Source organism: Larkinella rosea (assembly GCF_003858635.1).
Classification (GTDB): Bacteria; Bacteroidota; Bacteroidia; order Cytophagales; family Spirosomataceae; genus Larkinella; species Larkinella rosea.
Genome location: NZ_RQJO01000008.1, coordinates 182,446 through 199,697 on the forward strand (window position 1 = coordinate 182,446; position 17,252 = coordinate 199,697).

A 17,252-nucleotide genomic window follows, 5' to 3' on the forward strand; every position below is an offset into this window, starting at 1 on the left:
ACAATTACCAAAAACTCGGTTTGACATTGGTGCCGACGACTCGGCAATCGACGCAGGCCGGAGATGCCATCCGGTAGCCGTGTACATTTCCGATCGAATTCAAAACCGCATCAATCGGAATAAAACCGGCTTCTCCCATCGCCACGGCCGACACTTCGGTTGGTGGTGGCTTCAGCAGATAGGTATCGGCCTCACAGGCTTCGTACCCATTCGGAATTCGCCAGGACGGCAATTCGGACGATTCGATGAAAACACGCTTTTCTTCCATCGAATGACTGTTTAAATACCCCACCACCGGCTCGTCAGGATCGGTGATGCCGTGAATATTGCCAGCGGCCTGAAACGGCTGCGGATCGAACAGCGATCCCAGCATTTCGGTGTTTTTTTTCAGATTCTGCCAGTAGTCGAACGCTTCCGCCGTTAATGCATACTGTTTGACCAGGATGCTGTACCGAACTTTCAGCCGGTTGGACGCCGAAGCGGAAACAAAGGTCAGCGGAAACCGGGCAATAACATCCTGCGACAGTTTGTCCGACGTAGCGACCGAAACACTATTTGATTTGTCGGTCCGCCAGCAGTGATTAATATTGTCTTCCCGATATAAAAACTGGGTTTTCAGGTATTTAAACTGGGAATAATAAGCCGAATAATACTCCCAGGTTTCTTCGTATTCCCAGCGGTAATACCGGGTGTTGTTCGTTTCGTCGTGGGTGCTGACGTAAAACTGCACGCCATCCTCCCGTGCTTTCCAGCTCAGGTCGTCGATCGGGGGTGTTCGTTTAATCGTCACGTAATCCGACGCATAGTTCCGCCCGGCGGCTGTTTGAATTTTCAGCCGGTATGTCTGCCCCATCTGCAAACGGCCCTGCTCCAGCGTATACGTTCCGTCGCCTTGGTCAACAAAGGTGTGGCCTGTGCCTTTTTCATCTTCCACCTGAACGATGGCCCGGGTTTCGACCGGCGGTTTTTTATTTTCCGTCAGATTTTGCGTACGTGACAATCGCACGGTGCTGATTCCCAAGCCATTCAGAAAGCCGTCGACCACCAGAAACTTGTTGGGTGCCGAAATTTCCGGTGGACGATACGGATCGACGCAGCTCCCGGCCAGGAACAGGACGACCAGGACAACCCGAATGACGTTATTTCCAATTCCAACCATAACTGACGCAGCAATCACACCCCCTTTCCCGACAATTTTACCAGAAACTCGGCCTGACATTGCTGCCCGCCGTTCGACAATCGACACAATACGCTGAACTCATCCGATAGGCGATAATGGCCCCAAAGGGCGAAAAAATCTCGTCGATGGGGATGGCGCCCGATTCCGCCTGTTGAGCCGCTGACGGCTTCTCCCGCGTTGCATTGATCGGCGCCGTATCGGGCAGGCAGGACTCATACATGCTCGGCACGTTCCACTCGGTCGGCAATTCGCTGGAGTTAACAAAAATCCGTTTTTCTTCCACCGAATAACCGCTCAGGTAACCGACGACGGATTCGGTCGGGTCGGTGATGCCATGAATATTTCCGATGACCTGAAACGGCTGCGGATCGAAAATGGAACCCAGACTTTCGGTATTTTTCTTCAGATTCTGCCAGTATTCGAACGACTCGGCGGTTTGGGCGTATTGTTTGACCAGTAAGCTATAGCGGTATTTGAGTCGATTGGATGCGGTTCTGGACACAAACAACAACGGCGCTTTATTGATCACATCCTGCGTCAATTGCGTCGTTGAACCCACAAAAATACCGCTCGATTTTAAGGAGCCCCAGCAATGGTTGATGTCGTCCATCCGGGTCACAAACGCCTTTTTTAGGTATTCGACGCGGGAATAAAAAGCGGAATAGAACTCCCAGGTTTCTTCGTATTCCCAGCGGTAATATTTGGTGCTGTTCGTTTCGTCGTGGGTGCTGACGTAAAACTGGATGCCCTCGTTCTGAAGAACCTTCCAGCTTACTTCGTCAATTTTGGGCGTTTTTTTAATGACGACGTAATCCGATTGGTAGTTTCGCCCGGCGGCCGTTTTGATGCTCACCCGGTATTTCTGGCCGAACTGCAAATTTCCATTTTCCAGCGTGTAGGTTCCGTCACCCTTGTCGACAAAGGTCTGGCTTCCGCCTTTTTCGCCTTCCACCTTCACCGTAGCTTTGGTTTCGACGGTCGGTTTCTTGCCATCCGACAGATTTTGCGTCCGGGTCAGGCGAATGGAACTGGTGCCCGCACCGTTCAAAAAACCGTCGACGACCAGGTAGGTATTCGGGGCCGAAATCGCGGGTGGCCGGTAGGGATCGACACAACTCCCGATGATCAATGAAACCAGTATAGCGAGGTATTTTTTCATTACGCTCAAAATTTGAAATTGTACGTAACCGTCGGGATCGCCTGCCCAAATATGGACAGTTTGTAACCCCGAACGATTCCGCCGACTGAATTGAAATAAACCGAATACGGATTTCGTCGACCGGTCAGGTTGTAAACTGCCACCGTCCAGGAGCTGTGGGCCAGCTTCTTGACCTTGTGATTGCCTTCGATGTTGAGCGACAGGTCGGTGCGGTAATAATCCGGAATGCGGTACTGGTTTCGTTCGGAATAATAGACCCGCTGCGAACCGGCCAATTCGTATTTCGCCAGCGGCAAGGTGATGGGCCGCCCGGTGCTGTACGTAAAATTGAGCGAAATGCTAAACCGGCGGTTGATGCGGTAATTGCCGACCCAGGTCACGTCGTGTGGTTTATCGAAGTTGCTCGGATAATACTCACCCTTGTTGATGATTTCCTGCGGTACGCTTTTGTCGATGCGTAAAAACGTGCGGGAATAGGTGTAACTCAGCCAGCCGTTAAACCGCCCGGTCAGTTTTTTAATCAGAAATTCAACGCCATAGGCAATGCCATTGGCCCGAACGACCTCCGTTTCCGGGTGGTGATTCATGATCAAAACGGCTCCGCTCCGGAAATCCAGCACGTTATCCATCGTTTTATAATAGCCTTCGACGGAGGTTTCGATGGTGTTGTTTCGCAAATTCTTGTAGAGACCGAGCGAAAACTGATCGCCGATCTGGGGCAAAATATTCGGATCACTCAGCTTCCAGGTGGCCGTTGGCGCAATGGCTGCGGTGTTCGAAAGCATGTGCAGATATTGCCGCATCCGGTTGAAACTGACCTTGATCGACGCGTCGGGCGTAAAGGCGTAGCGTGCCGAAATGCGGTATTCCGGTCCATGGTAGGTTTGTATGTTCTTCCCGGCACCGTACGAAAGCGTATCCTGGATGTTGGCTTCCGTTCGGGGCGAACCATTCGGATAGACGTAAATATCTTTCGGTCCGAGGTAATTGAACAGGGAATACCGCAACCCGAAGCTGATCGAAAACCGGGGCGAAATATCAAACCGGTCGCCAATGTACAGCGCACTTTCGAGCGCTTTTTCGTTCGAAACCTGGTCCGGCCGGACGAGTGATTTTTCGCCTAACGGCTCGAATGTTCCCGGATGCAGGTTGTAGAGACTGGTGCTGATGCCAAAATCAATCGTGTGTTTGGCCGTCGGATAGTAGTTAAAATCAGTTTTAAACGTCGATTGATCGACCTGAAACTTCAGTTTGTAGGCATTAACCGGGTTTTCTTCGCTCGAAACCGAATAGCCGTAACGGCTCGTGGTGGCTGTAAAAACGCTGTATAGCTTCGTGTTGAAAATGTGTTTCCACTTCAGCGTCGCATTCAGGTTGTTGTAATTGTAAACCGTATCGCTGTTGAGCCGGAATGCGTCCTGGCTGTAATAACCGGTCAGGTACAGCGTATTTTTTTCGTTGAATTCGTGGGTAACGTGCGCATTCAGATCGTAGAAATTCGCCCGGCTGTTTTTGAACGATTTGTTGTTCAGGCTTTTCAGCAGCCAGTCGGAATAAGTCGACCGCACGCCAATCAGAAACGACGATTTTTCCTTGATAATCGGCCCTTCGAGCGTCAGACGGCCCGTCAGAACGCCAATACCGCCCGAGCCTTCCAGTTTTTTCTTGTTGCCATCGCGCGTGGTCACTTCCAGCACCGACGACAACCGCCCGCCATACCGCGACGGAATCCCGCTTTTATACAGCTCAACACTCTTGATCATGTCGGGATTGAAGGCCGAAAAGAAACCGAACAGGTGCGACGGATTGTAAACCGTCGCGTCGTTATAGAGAATCAGGTTCTGGTCGGTTGAGCCGCCCCGCACGTTCAGCCCCACGCTGCTTTCGCCCACCGATTTTACGCCCGGCAGCGTTAGCACCACTTTCAGCAGATCGGCTTCACCAAAGGCCGTGGGCACCTGTTTCAGCGTCCGGATGTCGAGCCGTTCCAACCCCATCTGCAAACCCGACACGTTCACGTCCTTCTCAGCTTCGATCAGCACTTCTTTCAGCGCAATCACGTCGTCTTCCATCTCAATTTCCAGCTTGCCGTCGGAATACAGCATCACCTGCCGCTTCGTATCCTTCATGCCGATGCTGCGCACCTTGAGTTCGTGCCGTCCGCGCGGCAGCGTAATCGAGTAATAGCCAAACTGATCGGTGACGACACCGATGCGCGGTTTTTCGATGTAAACCGCCACGCCAATCACCGGCTCACCGGAGGCCGCATTGCGAATGTGCCCCGCCAGATTCGCATTGCCGGGCCGGATCGGATTGGTGGGTCGGCCAATGTTGAACAGTCGGGTTTCGAGCGTAATCCGCCGTTTTTCTTTCTCCGCCAGGTAATCGACAATCGTGGTGTCAGGCTCGGTCGACGTGCTGCCTCCCCGGTCAAAAAAACCGATCGGCAAATCCGTCCGGATGGCGCGTTCGGGCGTAATGAAAACCTGCTTTTTGGTGTCGATGGCGTAAAACAGACTCGTGCCTTCGAGCACCTGCCGCAAAACCGCCGGTAACAATTGGTTGGTGTTCTGGTAATTGACCCGAATGCTGTCGACATCGCGGAGGTTATAAAAAAACCGGTAGCTGCTCTGGCTTTCAACCTCGCGCACAAACTCCACAAACGACACGTTGGTAAACGGCCCGCGAATTGGTTTCTCGGCGGTCTGCTGGCCGAAAGTGGTGGTCAGCGAAAGCACAAAACAGGAGAAGAGAAATAAGGTGCGGTAGAAATTCGTCATAACGATCGGGTTGCTTCGTCGTACTGTTGGGCAAGTTTGACAATCGCGGCTTCGCGGTCTTTGGCGAACTTGATGCGGTTTTCGCGGAGGTATTTTCGGAGGACTTTTTTCTGATCGGCAAACAGGTTCAATACCGACCGTTTGGATTTAACCGGATAGAAAAGGCCATTTTTCCCGATGTAGTAATAGGTTACCGACAAGTATTCTTCTTTGACGGCATTTTGCACCAGTTCCGTGTTGATGGTTTTGATCCGCCGGGCCAGCACTTTCGACCGGCCGTCGTAGAGCTGGTCGTAAAAACCGGTGCGGAGTCCGACGTTGTGGGCCGTGTCGCGCACGATGCGAACGAAGGTGTGGTTGGGAATCGAAAACCGGCTGATTTTGATGCCCTGTAACTGAATGCGGTATACGCTGTCAATGTGCGGTACCACCACCACATCGTCGACCAGGTCGTAAAGCAATCGGATATTTTCGTACGTTACACCGTCGTACGTCACGGTTCCGACCCGCCAGAGCGAATCGACGTAGGGATACCCTTTGATGCTTGGCAGGTGCCCGACATATTCTGCGCCATTGTACAACCGCGCCTGGTCGGCGGTGGAATAAACGTAGCGGGTGTGGGCATAGCGGACGGCTTGTTCCCGGAACGAACTATCTGCGGAAGCATTTTGCCCGAAAACCGGGCAAACCGCACTCATGGCTATCAGGATAACCAGTACTATTATACGATTCATCAGGTAAGGGTAACCAATCCGGGCGTTTAGATTGTATTTAAACCAGATTAACTTAGCAAGTATACTATTTTTTCCGATTTTTCCCGTTAATTCCGGTCGTACTTTAGTCGTATAGACAATTTTTTGCACCAATCCGTTGGAAACCGTAACATCTAAATTTCCTGCTGATTTTCAGGAGCTTTTTTCCAGCGAACTTGCGCTTAAGCCGTTTGAAACGAACGGAGAGACGCCGTTCAGGCTGCTTTGCGTTGCAAACACATCAATTATTCTCCATTGTATCGATTTTGAGACGTATGAAATCGTTCGGCATCGGATGGATGTGCCGTTTTTTTTTCAGTACCTTACCGACCGTTTTTTGGCCGGTAACCTGCAACTGATTCACCTCTGGGAGGATGTCTGGCGAAGTCAGCCGGCCATTGTCGTATCGCGGCTCCGGGCGATGGCGGGCTTTTCCGAACGGATTCCGGCCCGGTTGACGCAGGTTCGACGCATCGATAAACCCACGGCGGGGCGGTTTTTGCAGGAGAATCATTTACAGGTCGTGACGCACTCGAAATACAAATACGGGCTGTTTCTGCCCGCCCGGTATTTCCGGGTTCTGTCGAGCGGTTTTGCCATCGAACCCACTGAGGCAACGGAGTTGCTGGTGGCCGTGGCCACGTTCAGTTATCCCCGTCAGGTCATTCGGAATGGTGTTTCGCATCGCTCGGTGGAGCTGGTGCGGTTTTCCAATCGGCTGAATGTCACGGTAGTGGGTGGTTTGGATAAACTCCTGAAAGCCTTCACGACTGACGTTCGGCCCGACGACATCATGACCTACGCCGACCGCGACTGGTCGAACGGCCGGAGTTACGAAAAACTGGGCTTTACGCGATTGGAAGAAACCGCTCCCAACCGTTTCTGGGTGCGGCCCGGCAAATGGATCCGTCACTATCCCAGCCGCCTGCCCGACGGTTTAACGGAAAACGAGCTGCCCGCCAACGGTTACATCCCGGTTTATAATGCGGGGAGTGTTAAGTTTGTGAAAATATCTGAACTGGGATTACGCAGATTAAATGATTAACGAAGATGGCTGCCGCAATCTTACTCTTTATATCCTGTTAATCCTTTAATCCGCGTAATCCCAGTTCAAGAATATTCCCTAATCCCAGTTCAGAGAACTACCTTATGCCAAAAACCGTCGTCATTCTGGGGCCGACTGCGAGCGGCAAAACGCGGCTGGCCGTGCAGGTGGCCCAGCGGCTCAATGGTGAAATCATCAGCGTGGATTCCCGGCAGGTGTACCGTAGCATGGACATCGGAACCGGAAAAGATCTGGATGAATACCAAGTTGACAATCAATTCATTCCGTATCATTTAATCAATATTGTCGATGCCGGGGCGGAGTATAACCTCTACCAGTTTCAGCAGGATTTCAACGCCGTTTATGACCAGATTCTGGAGCGGGGCCGGGTTCCGATCCTTTGCGGTGGAACCGGTTTGTATCTCGAAGCCGTGTTGAAAGGACATCGGTATACCGCCATCCCGGTTAATGAGGAGCTGCGGGCGGAGCTGCAAAATTACACCGGTGAGGAGCTGCTTGACCGTTTTCGGCAAACCCCGTCCGATTATGCGGTTTTGGCCGACACCTCCACCCGCAAGCGCCTGATCCGTGCGATTGAAATTGCAACCTATCTGACCGAAAGCCCCTCCATCGAGCTGCCCGGCCCGGTTTTGCTCTCCGATGCGGTTATTTTCGGAATTGATTTGCCCGTCGAAATGCGTCGGCAGCGGATCTCCGATCGGTTGCAGCAACGGCTTCAGAACGGTATGATCGAGGAAGTGCAGCGATTATTGGCAAGCGGGATTCCGGCGGAAAAGCTGATTTTTTACGGCCTGGAGTATAAATTCATTACCCAATACCTGAACGGCGAACTGGATTATCCGACTATGACCGCCCGACTGGAAACCGCCATTCACCAGTTTGCCAAACGCCAGATGACGTTTTTCCGCAAGATGGAACGCGATGGTTTCGTCATCCACTGGCTCGACGGCCGGAAGCCACTTACTCACTTAATGGACATTGTTACAGACACTTTAGCGCTTAACTTTTAACTCGTAACTCCGAATCCGTCAGTTTTCTGTATTTTTGGGGCATGACCCAACCAACAAACCCGCTTGTTTTTTTAGAAGCGCTTCATCAGGAGATTCAACAAACCGATTACGGCCAGCAACCCGCCGAATTATACGATCCCATCAGTTACATCATGAACCTGGGCGGCAAACGCATGCGGCCGCTGCTCACCCTCATGGCTGCCTACCTCTTCGGTGACAACTGGCAGAAAGCGCTCAAACCCGCCGTGGCGGTAGAGGTTTTTCATAATTTTACGCTCATGCACGACGACATCATGGATCAGGCGCCCCTGCGCCGGGGCCAGCCGACGGTGCACGAAAAATGGAACCACAACATCGCCATTCTCTCCGGCGATGTCATGCTGGTCAATGCCTACGAACTGCTGCTGGATGTAGAAACCCCGTATCTGAAAAAAGTGCTGACTCGCTTCAATCGCACAGCCGCCGAAGTTTGCGAAGGCCAGCAACTCGACATGAACTTTGAAACCCGCTGGGACGTCACGGAAGCGGAATACATCGAGATGATCAAGCTGAAAACCTCGGTTTTGCTCGGTTTTGCGCTCGAAATGGGGGCCATTATTGCCGGTGCCGACGACGAAAACAGCCAATTACTCCGCGAAGGCGGCATTGACATCGGCCTGGGATTTCAGCTAAAAGACGATTTGCTGGACGTTTACGGCGATCCGGCGAAATTCGGGAAACAGGTGGGCGGGGATATTATTGCCAATAAAAAAACGTTTTTATTGATCGAAGCCCTGCAACAGGCGAGTGGCCCGTTGAAAGACGAATTGATCGGCTGGCTGCGGGTAACGGACTTTGACAAACAGGAAAAAGTCCGGGCTGTAACCGGTATTTACGACCAGTTGGGCATCCGGCAATTGACCGAAAACCGCATCAATGACTATTTTACCCGTGGTTTTGCCAACTTCGAACAGGTTGCTACCGATCCGGCCCGCAAGGCGCTGTTGCTGGATTTTACCGAGCAACTCATTGGGCGGGAAAGCTGACCTGATCCACACACAGTACCCACTTAACCGATCCCAATTGATATGAGCGTTACGCTTGCCATTATCGTTATAACCGTACTCGTTAGTCTCTATGCCTGGCGCAACGAATCATTCCTAGTAAGCACCATTCTGAATCCGCAAAAAGTACTCCGGCGCGGGCAGTGGTATCGGTTGCTGACCTCCGGTTTTATCCACGCCGACATGAGTCACCTGCTCTTTAATATGTTCACGCTTTATTTTTTCGGGACATTGCTCGAGCGGGTTTTTAGCATCCTTTTCGGTGAATCGGGACCGATCTATTTGCTAATTTTTTACCTGGTTGCGATTGTGGTTTCCGATATTCCCACGCTAATCCGGCAGCGCAATAACTCGAATTACAATTCATTGGGAGCCTCGGGGGGCGTATCGGCTCTGCTGTTCGGTGCCATTATGTTTCAGCCGACCGAAAAAATTTACCTCATGGCTGTCATTGGCATACCCGGTTTTATTTTTGGGGCACTTTATATGGCGTATTCCTTCTACGAATCCCGGCGTGGACGCGGTCACATCAACCACGATGCTCACTTGTACGGGGCCGCTTTTGGAATTATTGTCGTTATTCTCCTGTACCCACCCGTTGTTTCGACTTTCGTCCAGGAAATTGCAAACTGGAGGTTGTTTTGAGAATTGACCATTGACCATTGACTATTGACGATGGTCAATGGTCAACTTTAAACCATGTGGCATCTACTAAACCAACCCTATCCTTGTGAAGAACCGGCGCGTCGGCGGTGGGTGAAGGCGATCTGGATTGGTGCATTTGTGGGGCTGTTTTTACTGATTTTTCAACCGTTTGACCTGAACCGGTGGCAAACGCCTTACAAAACCGTCAAAATTCTGGGTTTTGGTCTGATTTCGTTTGTCGTCACCGCTGGTCTCAGTCAGCTTCTGCCGGTTTTGTTGCCAACCCGATTTACCAACGAACGCTGGACCGTTGGGCGCGAAATTCTCTGGGTAACCACGCACATTACGCTCATTGCCGTTGCCAACTACTTCTACCTCAACTGGTTGATCGGCCGACCCTTTCGCGGCTTCGGATTGTTCGGGATGGTTGTCGTCACCTTTCTGATCGGCATTTTCCCGGTGGGTGGCTCCGTTATTGTCAATTACATCATCAGGCTTAAGAAATACAGTCAGTTGGCCCGGGAAATACCGATTCATGAACACCCGGCGCAAAACCGGATCGATGAACCGGAGCCGCATTCGATTACGATCACCGCCGAGAATGAAAAGGACAGCCTGACTTTCGTGGCCAACGACCTGCTTTATATCGAATCCAGCGACAATTACTCGACGGTGGTCTATCTGAAGAACAACGAACCGGTCAAAGCCCTGCTTCGGAGCAGCCTGAGCCGGTTGGAAAGTCAACTTGATTCGAACAAAAATAACCGCAATGCGATTGCCCGCAATCCGATTGTCCGGTGCCACCGGTCGTACATCGTCAATCTGGAAAAAGTGGAGAAAGTGACGGGCAACGCGCAGGGCTACAAACTGCATCTGCACAACGGGCAGCTTCAGCTTCCGGTGGCCCGGAAATACAACGACACGCTGGTTGCCCAGTTGAAAGCGTTGTTCTAAGGTTTGTCAAACGTCCCAACCCCTTTGCCAAACGTCCCGAACGGTGCTAAACGTCCCAAAGTGTTGCTACACAGCCCTTTGATTTGACCGGTTTTCAGGCTTCGCGTAGGTTTGTTCCAACGAATTGAACACAGCCAAATGCTTTCGGTCATGAATATCCTGCTCAAAATTACGCTGATTACCCACATCGCTGCCGGTTTTCTCGCCCTGCTGGTGGGTATTATCCCGATGGTTTCCAAAAAAGGAAGCCGTCTCCACAAGCAGACCGGTCTGGTATTTTACGGGTGTATGGCCATTGTCTGCCTGACGGCCGTTTACCTGGTTTTCTTTAAACCCAGTTCATTGTTTTTGCTGTTTATTGCTATTCTGAGCTTTTACTTCTGCTTTTCGGGTCGGCGCATTCTCCGGCTGAAAAAAGCGCAAAGTCAGTTTACGGTAACGGATCGGCTGGCGGCTTATCTGGCGTTGGGCGCTTCGCTGGTGATGTTCGGGCTGGGCATTCAGGCGGTTTTCGGGTGGCTGACGACGGGGAGTATCTCCGTTTTCGGGATGCTGTATTTCTTCTTCGCCGGACTCCTGTTTTCCAATGCCTGGTACGACGTTACTTTAATCCGGAATCCGGAAAAAGCACGATATGGTAAAATGGAGTGGTTTTTCGGGCATATCACCCGGATGTGCGGTTCGTATATTGCCACGCTGACGGCTTTTGCCGTGGTCAACACCCGGTATTTACCGGATCATCATTTCATGGTGGATATTGCCGCCTGGACGCTGCCGGGCATCATCGGCGGCATGTTGATCGGCCGCACGATCCGGTATTACATGCAGCCACGTACCCACGGACTTTAGTCCGTGTTTTTGTTCTATAATTTGGGGAGACAACAAAAACACGGACTAAAGTCCGTGGGTACATGCGTTATTTGAAAAATCCTTTGGGGTCGGGCATTTTCTCGCGGAGTTCCTGCAGGTAAACGAAGTCAACCGAAGCCAAGTCCAGTGTACGGCCTTTGTGCAGATTCTCCCAGGCTGCGGCATAATCGCCTTTCGCATAATTCGCCCACGACAACCGCATGAATGTATTGGCGTTCGTTTCGTCGTACTTCAACGCTTTGTTGAGCACGGCAATGGCGTCTTCGAGCAGTTCGTTGTCTTTGTTTTCCTTGTATTGCTTGAGTTCGACCGTCGCCAGATCAGTCATCAGAACGGCATTACTGTCCGCCACTTCCAGTCCTTTTTTCAGGAGCCGAATGGCTTCGGGCGTTTTGCCCTGCTGGTAGCTGATGACCCCAAGACCCCAGTAGGTATCGGAATTTTTGTCGTTCAGGAGCCAGGCCAGGTTGAAGCGGTAGGTCGCCGTATCCAGTTTCCCTTCTGTCAGGTATTCCCAGGCGCGGGTCGAGAAGAACTGGCTGGCTTCGGTCCGGTTGGCAAAACTCTGGTCACATTCGTTTAAAAACCGTACTTCCCAGGCAATATGTTCGGTTGATTTTGCCTTTTCTCCAAACAAAGGCGTCACCATCGGGTTTATAGCAGCAGGGTTGGTCTCTTTCGAAACCTCCACAACAGTATCATTTTTACCGGCTTCGATCTTCCGGGCCGAACTTACCAGTGACCCAGTCTGCGCAGCTACGCCCAATGGAAGGCAAAGCAACAGACCGAAAAACCGTATTCCTTTTGTCCGATTATTCATGTGACGTTCAACGTACTAGCCCCTATAAAACGTAAGGGCATCTAATTTAGTACAAAAAAATGAAAAACGGTTACGTCTTCCGGCGACGGAGCGAACCGGTTTTGGGTTTGCCGCTGCGGGTCGTCGGACTTTGGGCTGATTTTCCGCGGGTCGACGTGCTGCGGGGAGATGCGGATGTACTTCGGGCGGATGCGGGAGTTTTTTTGCCTTTGACGGGCACTCCTTTTTTCTCGTGAAATGCGCCTTTAAAAGTTGGATCTGCTTTTTTGCGCTGATCGTCAATCTCTTTCAAAAATTCCTGCTGCTCCTCAAACGGTGTTTCGGTAACCGGAACCGCTTCGGGGATGGGTTCGCGCGGAATCTGCATCCGAATGATTTTCTCGATCTGCCGGACGTGGTATTCCTCCGGCATCGTCACAAACGTGATGGCTTCGCCGGTGTGGTTGGCGCGGCCCGTGCGGCCAATTCGGTGGACGTAATCTTCGTAAATCAGCGGGACATCGAAATTAATGACGTGGCTGACCTGGTTGACATCAATGCCCCGGGCGGTTACGTCGGTGGTCACCAGCACGCGAATATTGCCTTCCTTAAAAGCTTCCATCGCATTGATCCGCGTATTCTGGCCTTTGTTGGCGTGCAGAACCCGGATTCGGTCGTCGGCAATAATTTTGCGGGCTAAAAATTTATAGATGTTGTTGGCGGTTTCCTTGGATCGCGCGAAGACAATGACCCGGTTGGCGGCTTCAAAGCTCATCAAATACGCCAGCAGGTCGATTTTAGTCCGGAAATTGGGAACGGCATAGATTTTCTGTGTCACCATGTCCGCCGTCGATGCCTGGGGCGTTACCTCGACGCGCATCGGAAATTCCAGAAATTCGTAGGAAAGTTCTTCGACTTTGGGCGGGAACGTGGCCGAGAACAGCATGTTCTGCCGCTTGACCGGAATAACTTCCAGAATCTTCCGAATCTGGGGCATGAAACCCATGTCCATGATTTTGTCCGCTTCGTCCAGGATCATGGTGTTCAGCAACTTCACCACAATTTCGCCCCGCGAATACAGATCGGAAAACCGCCCCGGCGTGGCTACCAGAATATCAACGCCTTTCTGAATGGCTTCAATCTGCATTTTGGGGCCAATTCCGCCGTAGATCGCTACGTGCCGGATGTCGGTGTATTTCGCCAGTTCCGTGATCGCTTTGTCGATCTGCATCGCCAGTTCGCGCGTCGGCGCCAGAATCAGCGCCCGCGGATGCTGCCCCTGCGCATACTTGATTTTCATGAGCAGCGGCAGCAGATAAGCCGCCGTTTTGCCGGTACCGGTCTGGGCAATGCCCAACACGTCGTGCCCCGCCATCGCCAGCGGAATCGCCTGCTGCTGAATGGGCGTCGGTTGTGTATACCCAGCCTCTTCGACGGCGTTCAGGAGCTGTCGGTTGAGCTTAAAATCTTCGAAAGAGCTCACTATGATAGTTATGATTTAAAATGATGACGGTGATAGATATGATCCTGACGATGAAATGATCTGGTTGACGTTTCAAAAAATCATCCGCACCATAATACAATCACCGTCATCATTTTAAATCATAAATATCATAGTCTAGAAACGTTTCAACACCCGCTCAATACCGCTTAAATAACCGGTTCCGAACAGATTCAGGTGTACCAGCAGCGGATACAGATTATAAATCGGGACCCGTTCCTGAAAACCGTCTTCCAGCGGAAACGCTTCGTCGTAGGCATCGTAAAACCGCTCGTCAAAACCGCCGAAAAGCGTAGTAAATGCCAGTTCAGCTTCGCGCAAACCATAATAAACCGCCGGATCGATGAGGGCGGCATCGCCCTTTTCGTTCACCATCACATTGCCCGACCACAGATCGCCGTGTAACAAAGCCGGTCGTTCAACCGGTAGTAAATCGGGGAGACGCTGATATAATTTTTGAAACTGATCGTACATCTCCTTTGAAATAAGTCCTTTGTAAAGGGCCATTCCGGCCAGCGGCTGGAGTCGCTGTTCGATGTAAAACGTGATCCCGTTGTCTGTTAATGTGTTGCTTTGCGGCAGCGATCCGATGTAATTATCAAAGCTCAGGCCGTATTTGGATTGGGTGTGTGAATGTAACAACGCCAGCGACTGTCCGAATGATTCCCAGTAGTCGGTTTTAGCCACCACCGGATCGATGTATTCCAGCACCAGATAGGATTTATCGCGGTATTTTCCGTAGCCATGCACTTCGGGAATGTAAATCGCTTCGGTAGAGCGGAGCAGATCGAGCCCGCAGGCTTCCCACTCGAACATATCAGTGCGCTCGTCGGGGTTCCATTTAACAAAAAACAGCCCTTCCGACGAAAAAACCTGCGCAGCCGTGCTGACGTTACCACCCATCAAAAACCGGGCTTCCAGCACTTCGACCGACCGGCCCAGGGTCTGGAAAAGGAGCCCTTCAAAAAAATCAAACTGTTCTTCTCCCAGCCACATCACGCGTTATGGTTTCGGTTGTCGTGGTTTACGTTTCGATTTACAGTTTCCAGTTGGTACTTTTGCCCACCTCATCCCCAGCTATGAATATCCAGATACAACACCTCTATGAACTGGCGCAACGCCCGGAACGTCGGATCATCGGACTGATGTCGGGCACCTCCATGGACGGTCTGGACGTGGCACTCTGTCGCATTAAAGACAGTGGCCCCCAAACCGACGTTGCGTTGACCCATTTTGAAACCGTACCGTATTCCGACAACCTGAAGGCGGAAATACGGAAAGTTTTTGCCAAAAAAGAAATTGATTTTCAACATCTGTGTCTGCTCAATGCCTGGATTGGACGGATTCACGGCCAAATGGTCACGGATTGTCTGCAACGCTGGAACCTGACACCTGCCGACGTCGACCTCGTGGCCAGTCACGGCCAGACGGTTTTTCACGCGCCCAAAAGCCAGCACCGGCTCGCTGATTTTCCAAATGCGACGCTCCAAATCGGTGACGGCGACCACGTTGCGGTGACAACGGGTATCATTACGTTGAGTGATTTCCGCCAGAAACACATTGCCAAAGGGGGCGAAGGTGCTCCGCTGGCGGTTTACGGCGATTATTTTATTTTTTCGAAGAAAGACGAAAACCGGCTGATGCTCAACATGGGCGGCATTGCCAATTTTACTTATCTGCCGGGAAATCTGAACGCCGAGGAGGTTTTTACGACCGACACGGGTCCCGGCAATACGCTCATTGATGCCTTTGCGCGACAGCTTTTCAACCAGCCCTACGACGCCAACGGACAGATTGCCGCCCGCGGAACGGTGCATCCGGCCTTGTTACAGGCCTTGAAAGAGCACCCGTTTTTTACGGCACCCTTCCCCAAAACCACCGGTCCCGAAGTTTTTAACCCGGATTATGTGGCGCAGGCCCGGCAACGCAGCGGAACCGACGTTGACCTGACGCCCGAAGATTTGCTGGCGACCCTGACCCGGTTCAGTGCCGAAACCATCGTGGAAGCGATCCGGAAAGTGATCAAACCGGGGGAAGACTACACGGTTTACCGGAGCGGGGGCGGCATGCACAACCCGGTTTTGACCGGCGCCATTCAGGAACTGCTACCCGGTTTTCGCTTTGCCAATACCGACGAACTGGGTCTTTCCGGCGATGCCAAAGAAGCCATTTTATTTGCCGTTCTGGCCAACGAAGCCGTTGCGGGCGGGCATACCTCGTTCGGAAACCGGCAGGGCGTTCCGACGGTTTCGATGGGTAAAATATCTTTTCCGAATTAAAAACATGACTGACATCATCATCATCGGGGGCGGCATTGTGGGGCTGGCGACGGCCCTGCAAATCAAGCGGCAACGCCCCGGCCTTTCGGTAACGGTTCTGGAAAAAGAAAACCGGCTGGCAGCCCACCAGACCGGTCACAACAGTGGCGTCATTCACTCGGGATTATACTACAAACCGGGGAGTCTGAAAGCCACCAACTGCATTCGCGGCTACTGGATGCTGCTCGAGTTCTGCGAAAAAGAAAACGTTCCCTACGAACTTTGCGGGAAGATTGTGGTAGCGACCAAACCGGAAGAGATACCACAGCTCAATAACCTTTACGAACGCGGCCGGCAGAACGGACTGGAAGGGTTGAAAAAACTGACGCAGGCCGAAATGCACGAAATCGAACCGCACGTGCGGGGTGTTGAAGGCATGTGGGTGCCGCAAACGGGCATCATCGACTACGTGCAGGTCTGCGAGAAATACGCCGGGAAATTCCGGGAACTGGGTGGCGAGATCCGGTTGGGCGAGAAAGTGACGCAGATCACGACCGGCAATACGCTCTCGGTGGTGCTGACCGATCAAGCGACCTACGAAACCAAACTGGTGATCAACTGCGCCGGATTGTATTCCGACAAAATTGCCCAACTGACGCAACGAGACCCGATCAATCTGCGGATCATTCCGTTTCGGGGGGAGTATTTCAAAATCCGGCCCGAGAAACAATACCTGGTCCGAAACCTCATTTATCCCGTTCCGGACCCCAATTTTCCGTTTTTGGGCGTTCACTTTACGCGGATGGTACACGGTGGCATCGAAGCCGGGCCGAATGCGGTGCTGGCGTTTCAGCGGGAAGGCTACCGGAAATCGGATATTAATCTGAAAGAAATGTACGAAACGCTGAGTTGGTCCGGTTTTCAGAAAGTGGCCGCCAAATACTGGGAAACCGGTCTGGGCGAAATGTACCGGTCGTTTTCGAAATCGGCTTTTACCAAGGCGTTGCAGGAACTGATTCCGGAAATTCAGGAAGACGATCTCGTGGAAGGCGGTTCGGGCGTTCGGGCTCAGGCCTGCGACCGCACGGGCGGTTTACTCGACGACTTTGCCATTCTGGAAACTGAGCGGGCCATCAACGTCTGCAACGCGCCCTCACCAGCCGCAACTTCATCACTGTCAATTGGGTTGACCGTGTCGGAAAAAGCGCTGAGCCGGTTTTGAAAGGCCGGATAAT

General features: G+C 52.0%; 15 protein-coding genes. 8 read left to right on the forward strand and 7 right to left on the reverse strand.

The window, feature by feature from the left end:
* Window positions 1-4: 4 nt before the first annotated feature.
* Genes EHT25_RS09610 through EHT25_RS09625 form a run of 4 tightly spaced genes read right to left on the reverse strand, consistent with a single transcriptional unit; the run spans window position 5 to window position 5,853 of the window.
* A complete protein-coding gene (locus EHT25_RS09610) occupies window positions 5-1,159 on the reverse strand; it encodes a DUF4249 domain-containing protein (protein ID WP_221622263.1) in 1,155 nt (384 codons plus the stop codon).
* Window positions 1,160-1,196: 37 nt separating this feature from the next.
* Window positions 1,197-2,339, reverse strand: a complete 1,143-nt coding sequence (locus EHT25_RS09615) for a DUF4249 domain-containing protein (protein WP_124873855.1) — start codon at window positions 2,337-2,339, stop codon at window positions 1,197-1,199.
* A gap of 5 nt (window positions 2,340-2,344) precedes the next feature.
* A complete protein-coding gene (locus EHT25_RS09620; protein ID WP_124873857.1) occupies window positions 2,345-5,119 on the reverse strand; it encodes a TonB-dependent receptor in 2,775 nt (924 codons plus the stop codon).
* Complete coding sequence (locus tag EHT25_RS09625) at window positions 5,116-5,853, reverse strand: hypothetical protein (RefSeq protein WP_124873859.1); 738 nt, start codon at window positions 5,851-5,853, stop codon at window positions 5,116-5,118. The genes EHT25_RS09620 and EHT25_RS09625 overlap by 4 nt, the downstream gene beginning before the upstream one ends.
* Before the next feature lie 313 nt (window positions 5,854-6,166).
* Here EHT25_RS09625 and EHT25_RS09630 point away from each other — a divergent pair, with 313 nt between their 5' ends.
* The 6 genes from EHT25_RS09630 to EHT25_RS09655 all read left to right on the forward strand — a co-directional run bounded on the left by EHT25_RS09630 (window position 6,167) and on the right by EHT25_RS09655 (window position 11,438).
* Complete coding sequence (locus EHT25_RS09630; RefSeq protein ID WP_124873861.1) at window positions 6,167-6,916, forward strand: hypothetical protein; 750 nt, start codon at window positions 6,167-6,169, stop codon at window positions 6,914-6,916.
* A gap of 104 nt (window positions 6,917-7,020) precedes the next feature.
* Window positions 7,021-7,947 carry a tRNA (adenosine(37)-N6)-dimethylallyltransferase MiaA gene (gene miaA / locus EHT25_RS09635; RefSeq protein WP_124873863.1) on the forward strand — a complete coding sequence of 309 codons (927 nt, stop codon included), beginning with the start codon at window positions 7,021-7,023 and terminating at the stop codon, window positions 7,945-7,947.
* 41 nt (window positions 7,948-7,988) lie between these two features.
* The gene (locus EHT25_RS09640; protein WP_124873865.1) at window positions 7,989-8,972 is read left to right on the forward strand and encodes a polyprenyl synthetase family protein; all 984 of its coding nucleotides are present in this window, start codon (window positions 7,989-7,991) and stop codon (window positions 8,970-8,972) included.
* 42 nt (window positions 8,973-9,014) lie between these two features.
* Window positions 9,015-9,635, forward strand: coding sequence for a rhomboid family intramembrane serine protease (locus EHT25_RS09645; RefSeq protein ID WP_124873867.1), 621 nt, complete (start codon window positions 9,015-9,017; stop codon window positions 9,633-9,635).
* 54 nt (window positions 9,636-9,689) lie between these two features.
* Entirely contained in the window at window positions 9,690-10,589 is a 900-nt protein-coding gene (locus EHT25_RS09650; protein WP_124873869.1) for a LytR/AlgR family response regulator transcription factor, read from the forward strand.
* A 150-nt stretch (window positions 10,590-10,739) separates the two neighbouring features.
* Window positions 10,740-11,438: a DUF2306 domain-containing protein gene (locus EHT25_RS09655; RefSeq protein ID WP_124873871.1), complete on the forward strand. Its 699-nt coding sequence runs from the start codon at window positions 10,740-10,742 to the stop codon at window positions 11,436-11,438.
* A 67-nt stretch (window positions 11,439-11,505) separates the two neighbouring features.
* Here the strand turns inward: EHT25_RS09655 and EHT25_RS09660 are convergent, their stop codons facing one another.
* From EHT25_RS09660 to EHT25_RS09670, 3 genes are all read right to left on the reverse strand, one after another.
* Window positions 11,506-12,279 (reverse strand): tetratricopeptide repeat protein, encoded by a 774-nt coding sequence (locus EHT25_RS09660; RefSeq protein ID WP_124873873.1) that lies wholly within the window; start codon window positions 12,277-12,279, stop codon window positions 11,506-11,508.
* Between the two features lie 70 nt (window positions 12,280-12,349).
* Window positions 12,350-13,747 carry a DEAD/DEAH box helicase gene (locus EHT25_RS09665; protein WP_124873875.1) on the reverse strand — a complete coding sequence of 466 codons (1,398 nt, stop codon included), beginning with the start codon at window positions 13,745-13,747 and terminating at the stop codon, window positions 12,350-12,352.
* A gap of 129 nt (window positions 13,748-13,876) precedes the next feature.
* Window positions 13,877-14,758 carry a fructosamine kinase family protein gene (locus tag EHT25_RS09670; RefSeq protein ID WP_124873877.1) on the reverse strand — a complete coding sequence of 294 codons (882 nt, stop codon included), beginning with the start codon at window positions 14,756-14,758 and terminating at the stop codon, window positions 13,877-13,879.
* Window positions 14,759-14,838: 80 nt separating this feature from the next.
* Between EHT25_RS09670 and EHT25_RS09675 the strand changes: the two genes are divergently transcribed.
* On the forward strand, window positions 14,839-16,038 hold the full coding sequence (locus EHT25_RS09675; RefSeq protein WP_124873879.1) for an anhydro-N-acetylmuramic acid kinase: 1,200 nt from the start codon (window positions 14,839-14,841) through the stop codon (window positions 16,036-16,038).
* Window positions 16,039-16,042: 4 nt separating this feature from the next.
* Entirely contained in the window at window positions 16,043-17,239 is a 1,197-nt protein-coding gene (gene lhgD, locus EHT25_RS09680; RefSeq protein ID WP_124873881.1) for an L-2-hydroxyglutarate dehydrogenase, read from the forward strand.
* Window positions 17,240-17,252: the final 13 nt, after the last annotated feature.

Excerpts from the sequence above, each read along its gene's own strand:
- EHT25_RS09640 (WP_124873865.1), top strand. The coding sequence starts at position 7,989 with ATGACCCAACCAACAAACCCGCTTGTTTTTTTAGAAGCGCTTCATCAG.
- EHT25_RS09620 (WP_124873857.1), bottom strand. The coding sequence starts at position 5,119 with ATGACGAATTTCTACCGCACCTTATTTCTCTTCTCCTGTTTTGTGCTT.
- EHT25_RS09625 (WP_124873859.1), bottom strand. The coding sequence starts at position 5,853 with ATGAATCGTATAATAGTACTGGTTATCCTGATAGCCATGAGTGCGGTT.
- EHT25_RS09610 (WP_221622263.1), bottom strand. The coding sequence starts at position 1,159 with ATGGTTGGAATTGGAAATAACGTCATTCGGGTTGTCCTGGTCGTCCTG.
- EHT25_RS09645 (WP_124873867.1), top strand. The coding sequence starts at position 9,015 with ATGAGCGTTACGCTTGCCATTATCGTTATAACCGTACTCGTTAGTCTC.
- EHT25_RS09650 (WP_124873869.1), top strand. The coding sequence starts at position 9,690 with ATGTGGCATCTACTAAACCAACCCTATCCTTGTGAAGAACCGGCGCGT.
- lhgD (WP_124873881.1), top strand. The coding sequence starts at position 16,043 with ATGACTGACATCATCATCATCGGGGGCGGCATTGTGGGGCTGGCGACG.
- EHT25_RS09615 (WP_124873855.1), bottom strand. The coding sequence starts at position 2,339 with ATGAAAAAATACCTCGCTATACTGGTTTCATTGATCATCGGGAGTTGT.
- EHT25_RS09675 (WP_124873879.1), top strand. The coding sequence starts at position 14,839 with ATGAATATCCAGATACAACACCTCTATGAACTGGCGCAACGCCCGGAA.
- miaA (WP_124873863.1), top strand. The coding sequence starts at position 7,021 with ATGCCAAAAACCGTCGTCATTCTGGGGCCGACTGCGAGCGGCAAAACG.
- EHT25_RS09630 (WP_124873861.1), top strand. The coding sequence starts at position 6,167 with ATGGATGTGCCGTTTTTTTTTCAGTACCTTACCGACCGTTTTTTGGCC.
- EHT25_RS09660 (WP_124873873.1), bottom strand. The coding sequence starts at position 12,279 with ATGAATAATCGGACAAAAGGAATACGGTTTTTCGGTCTGTTGCTTTGC.
- EHT25_RS09655 (WP_124873871.1), top strand. The coding sequence starts at position 10,740 with ATGAATATCCTGCTCAAAATTACGCTGATTACCCACATCGCTGCCGGT.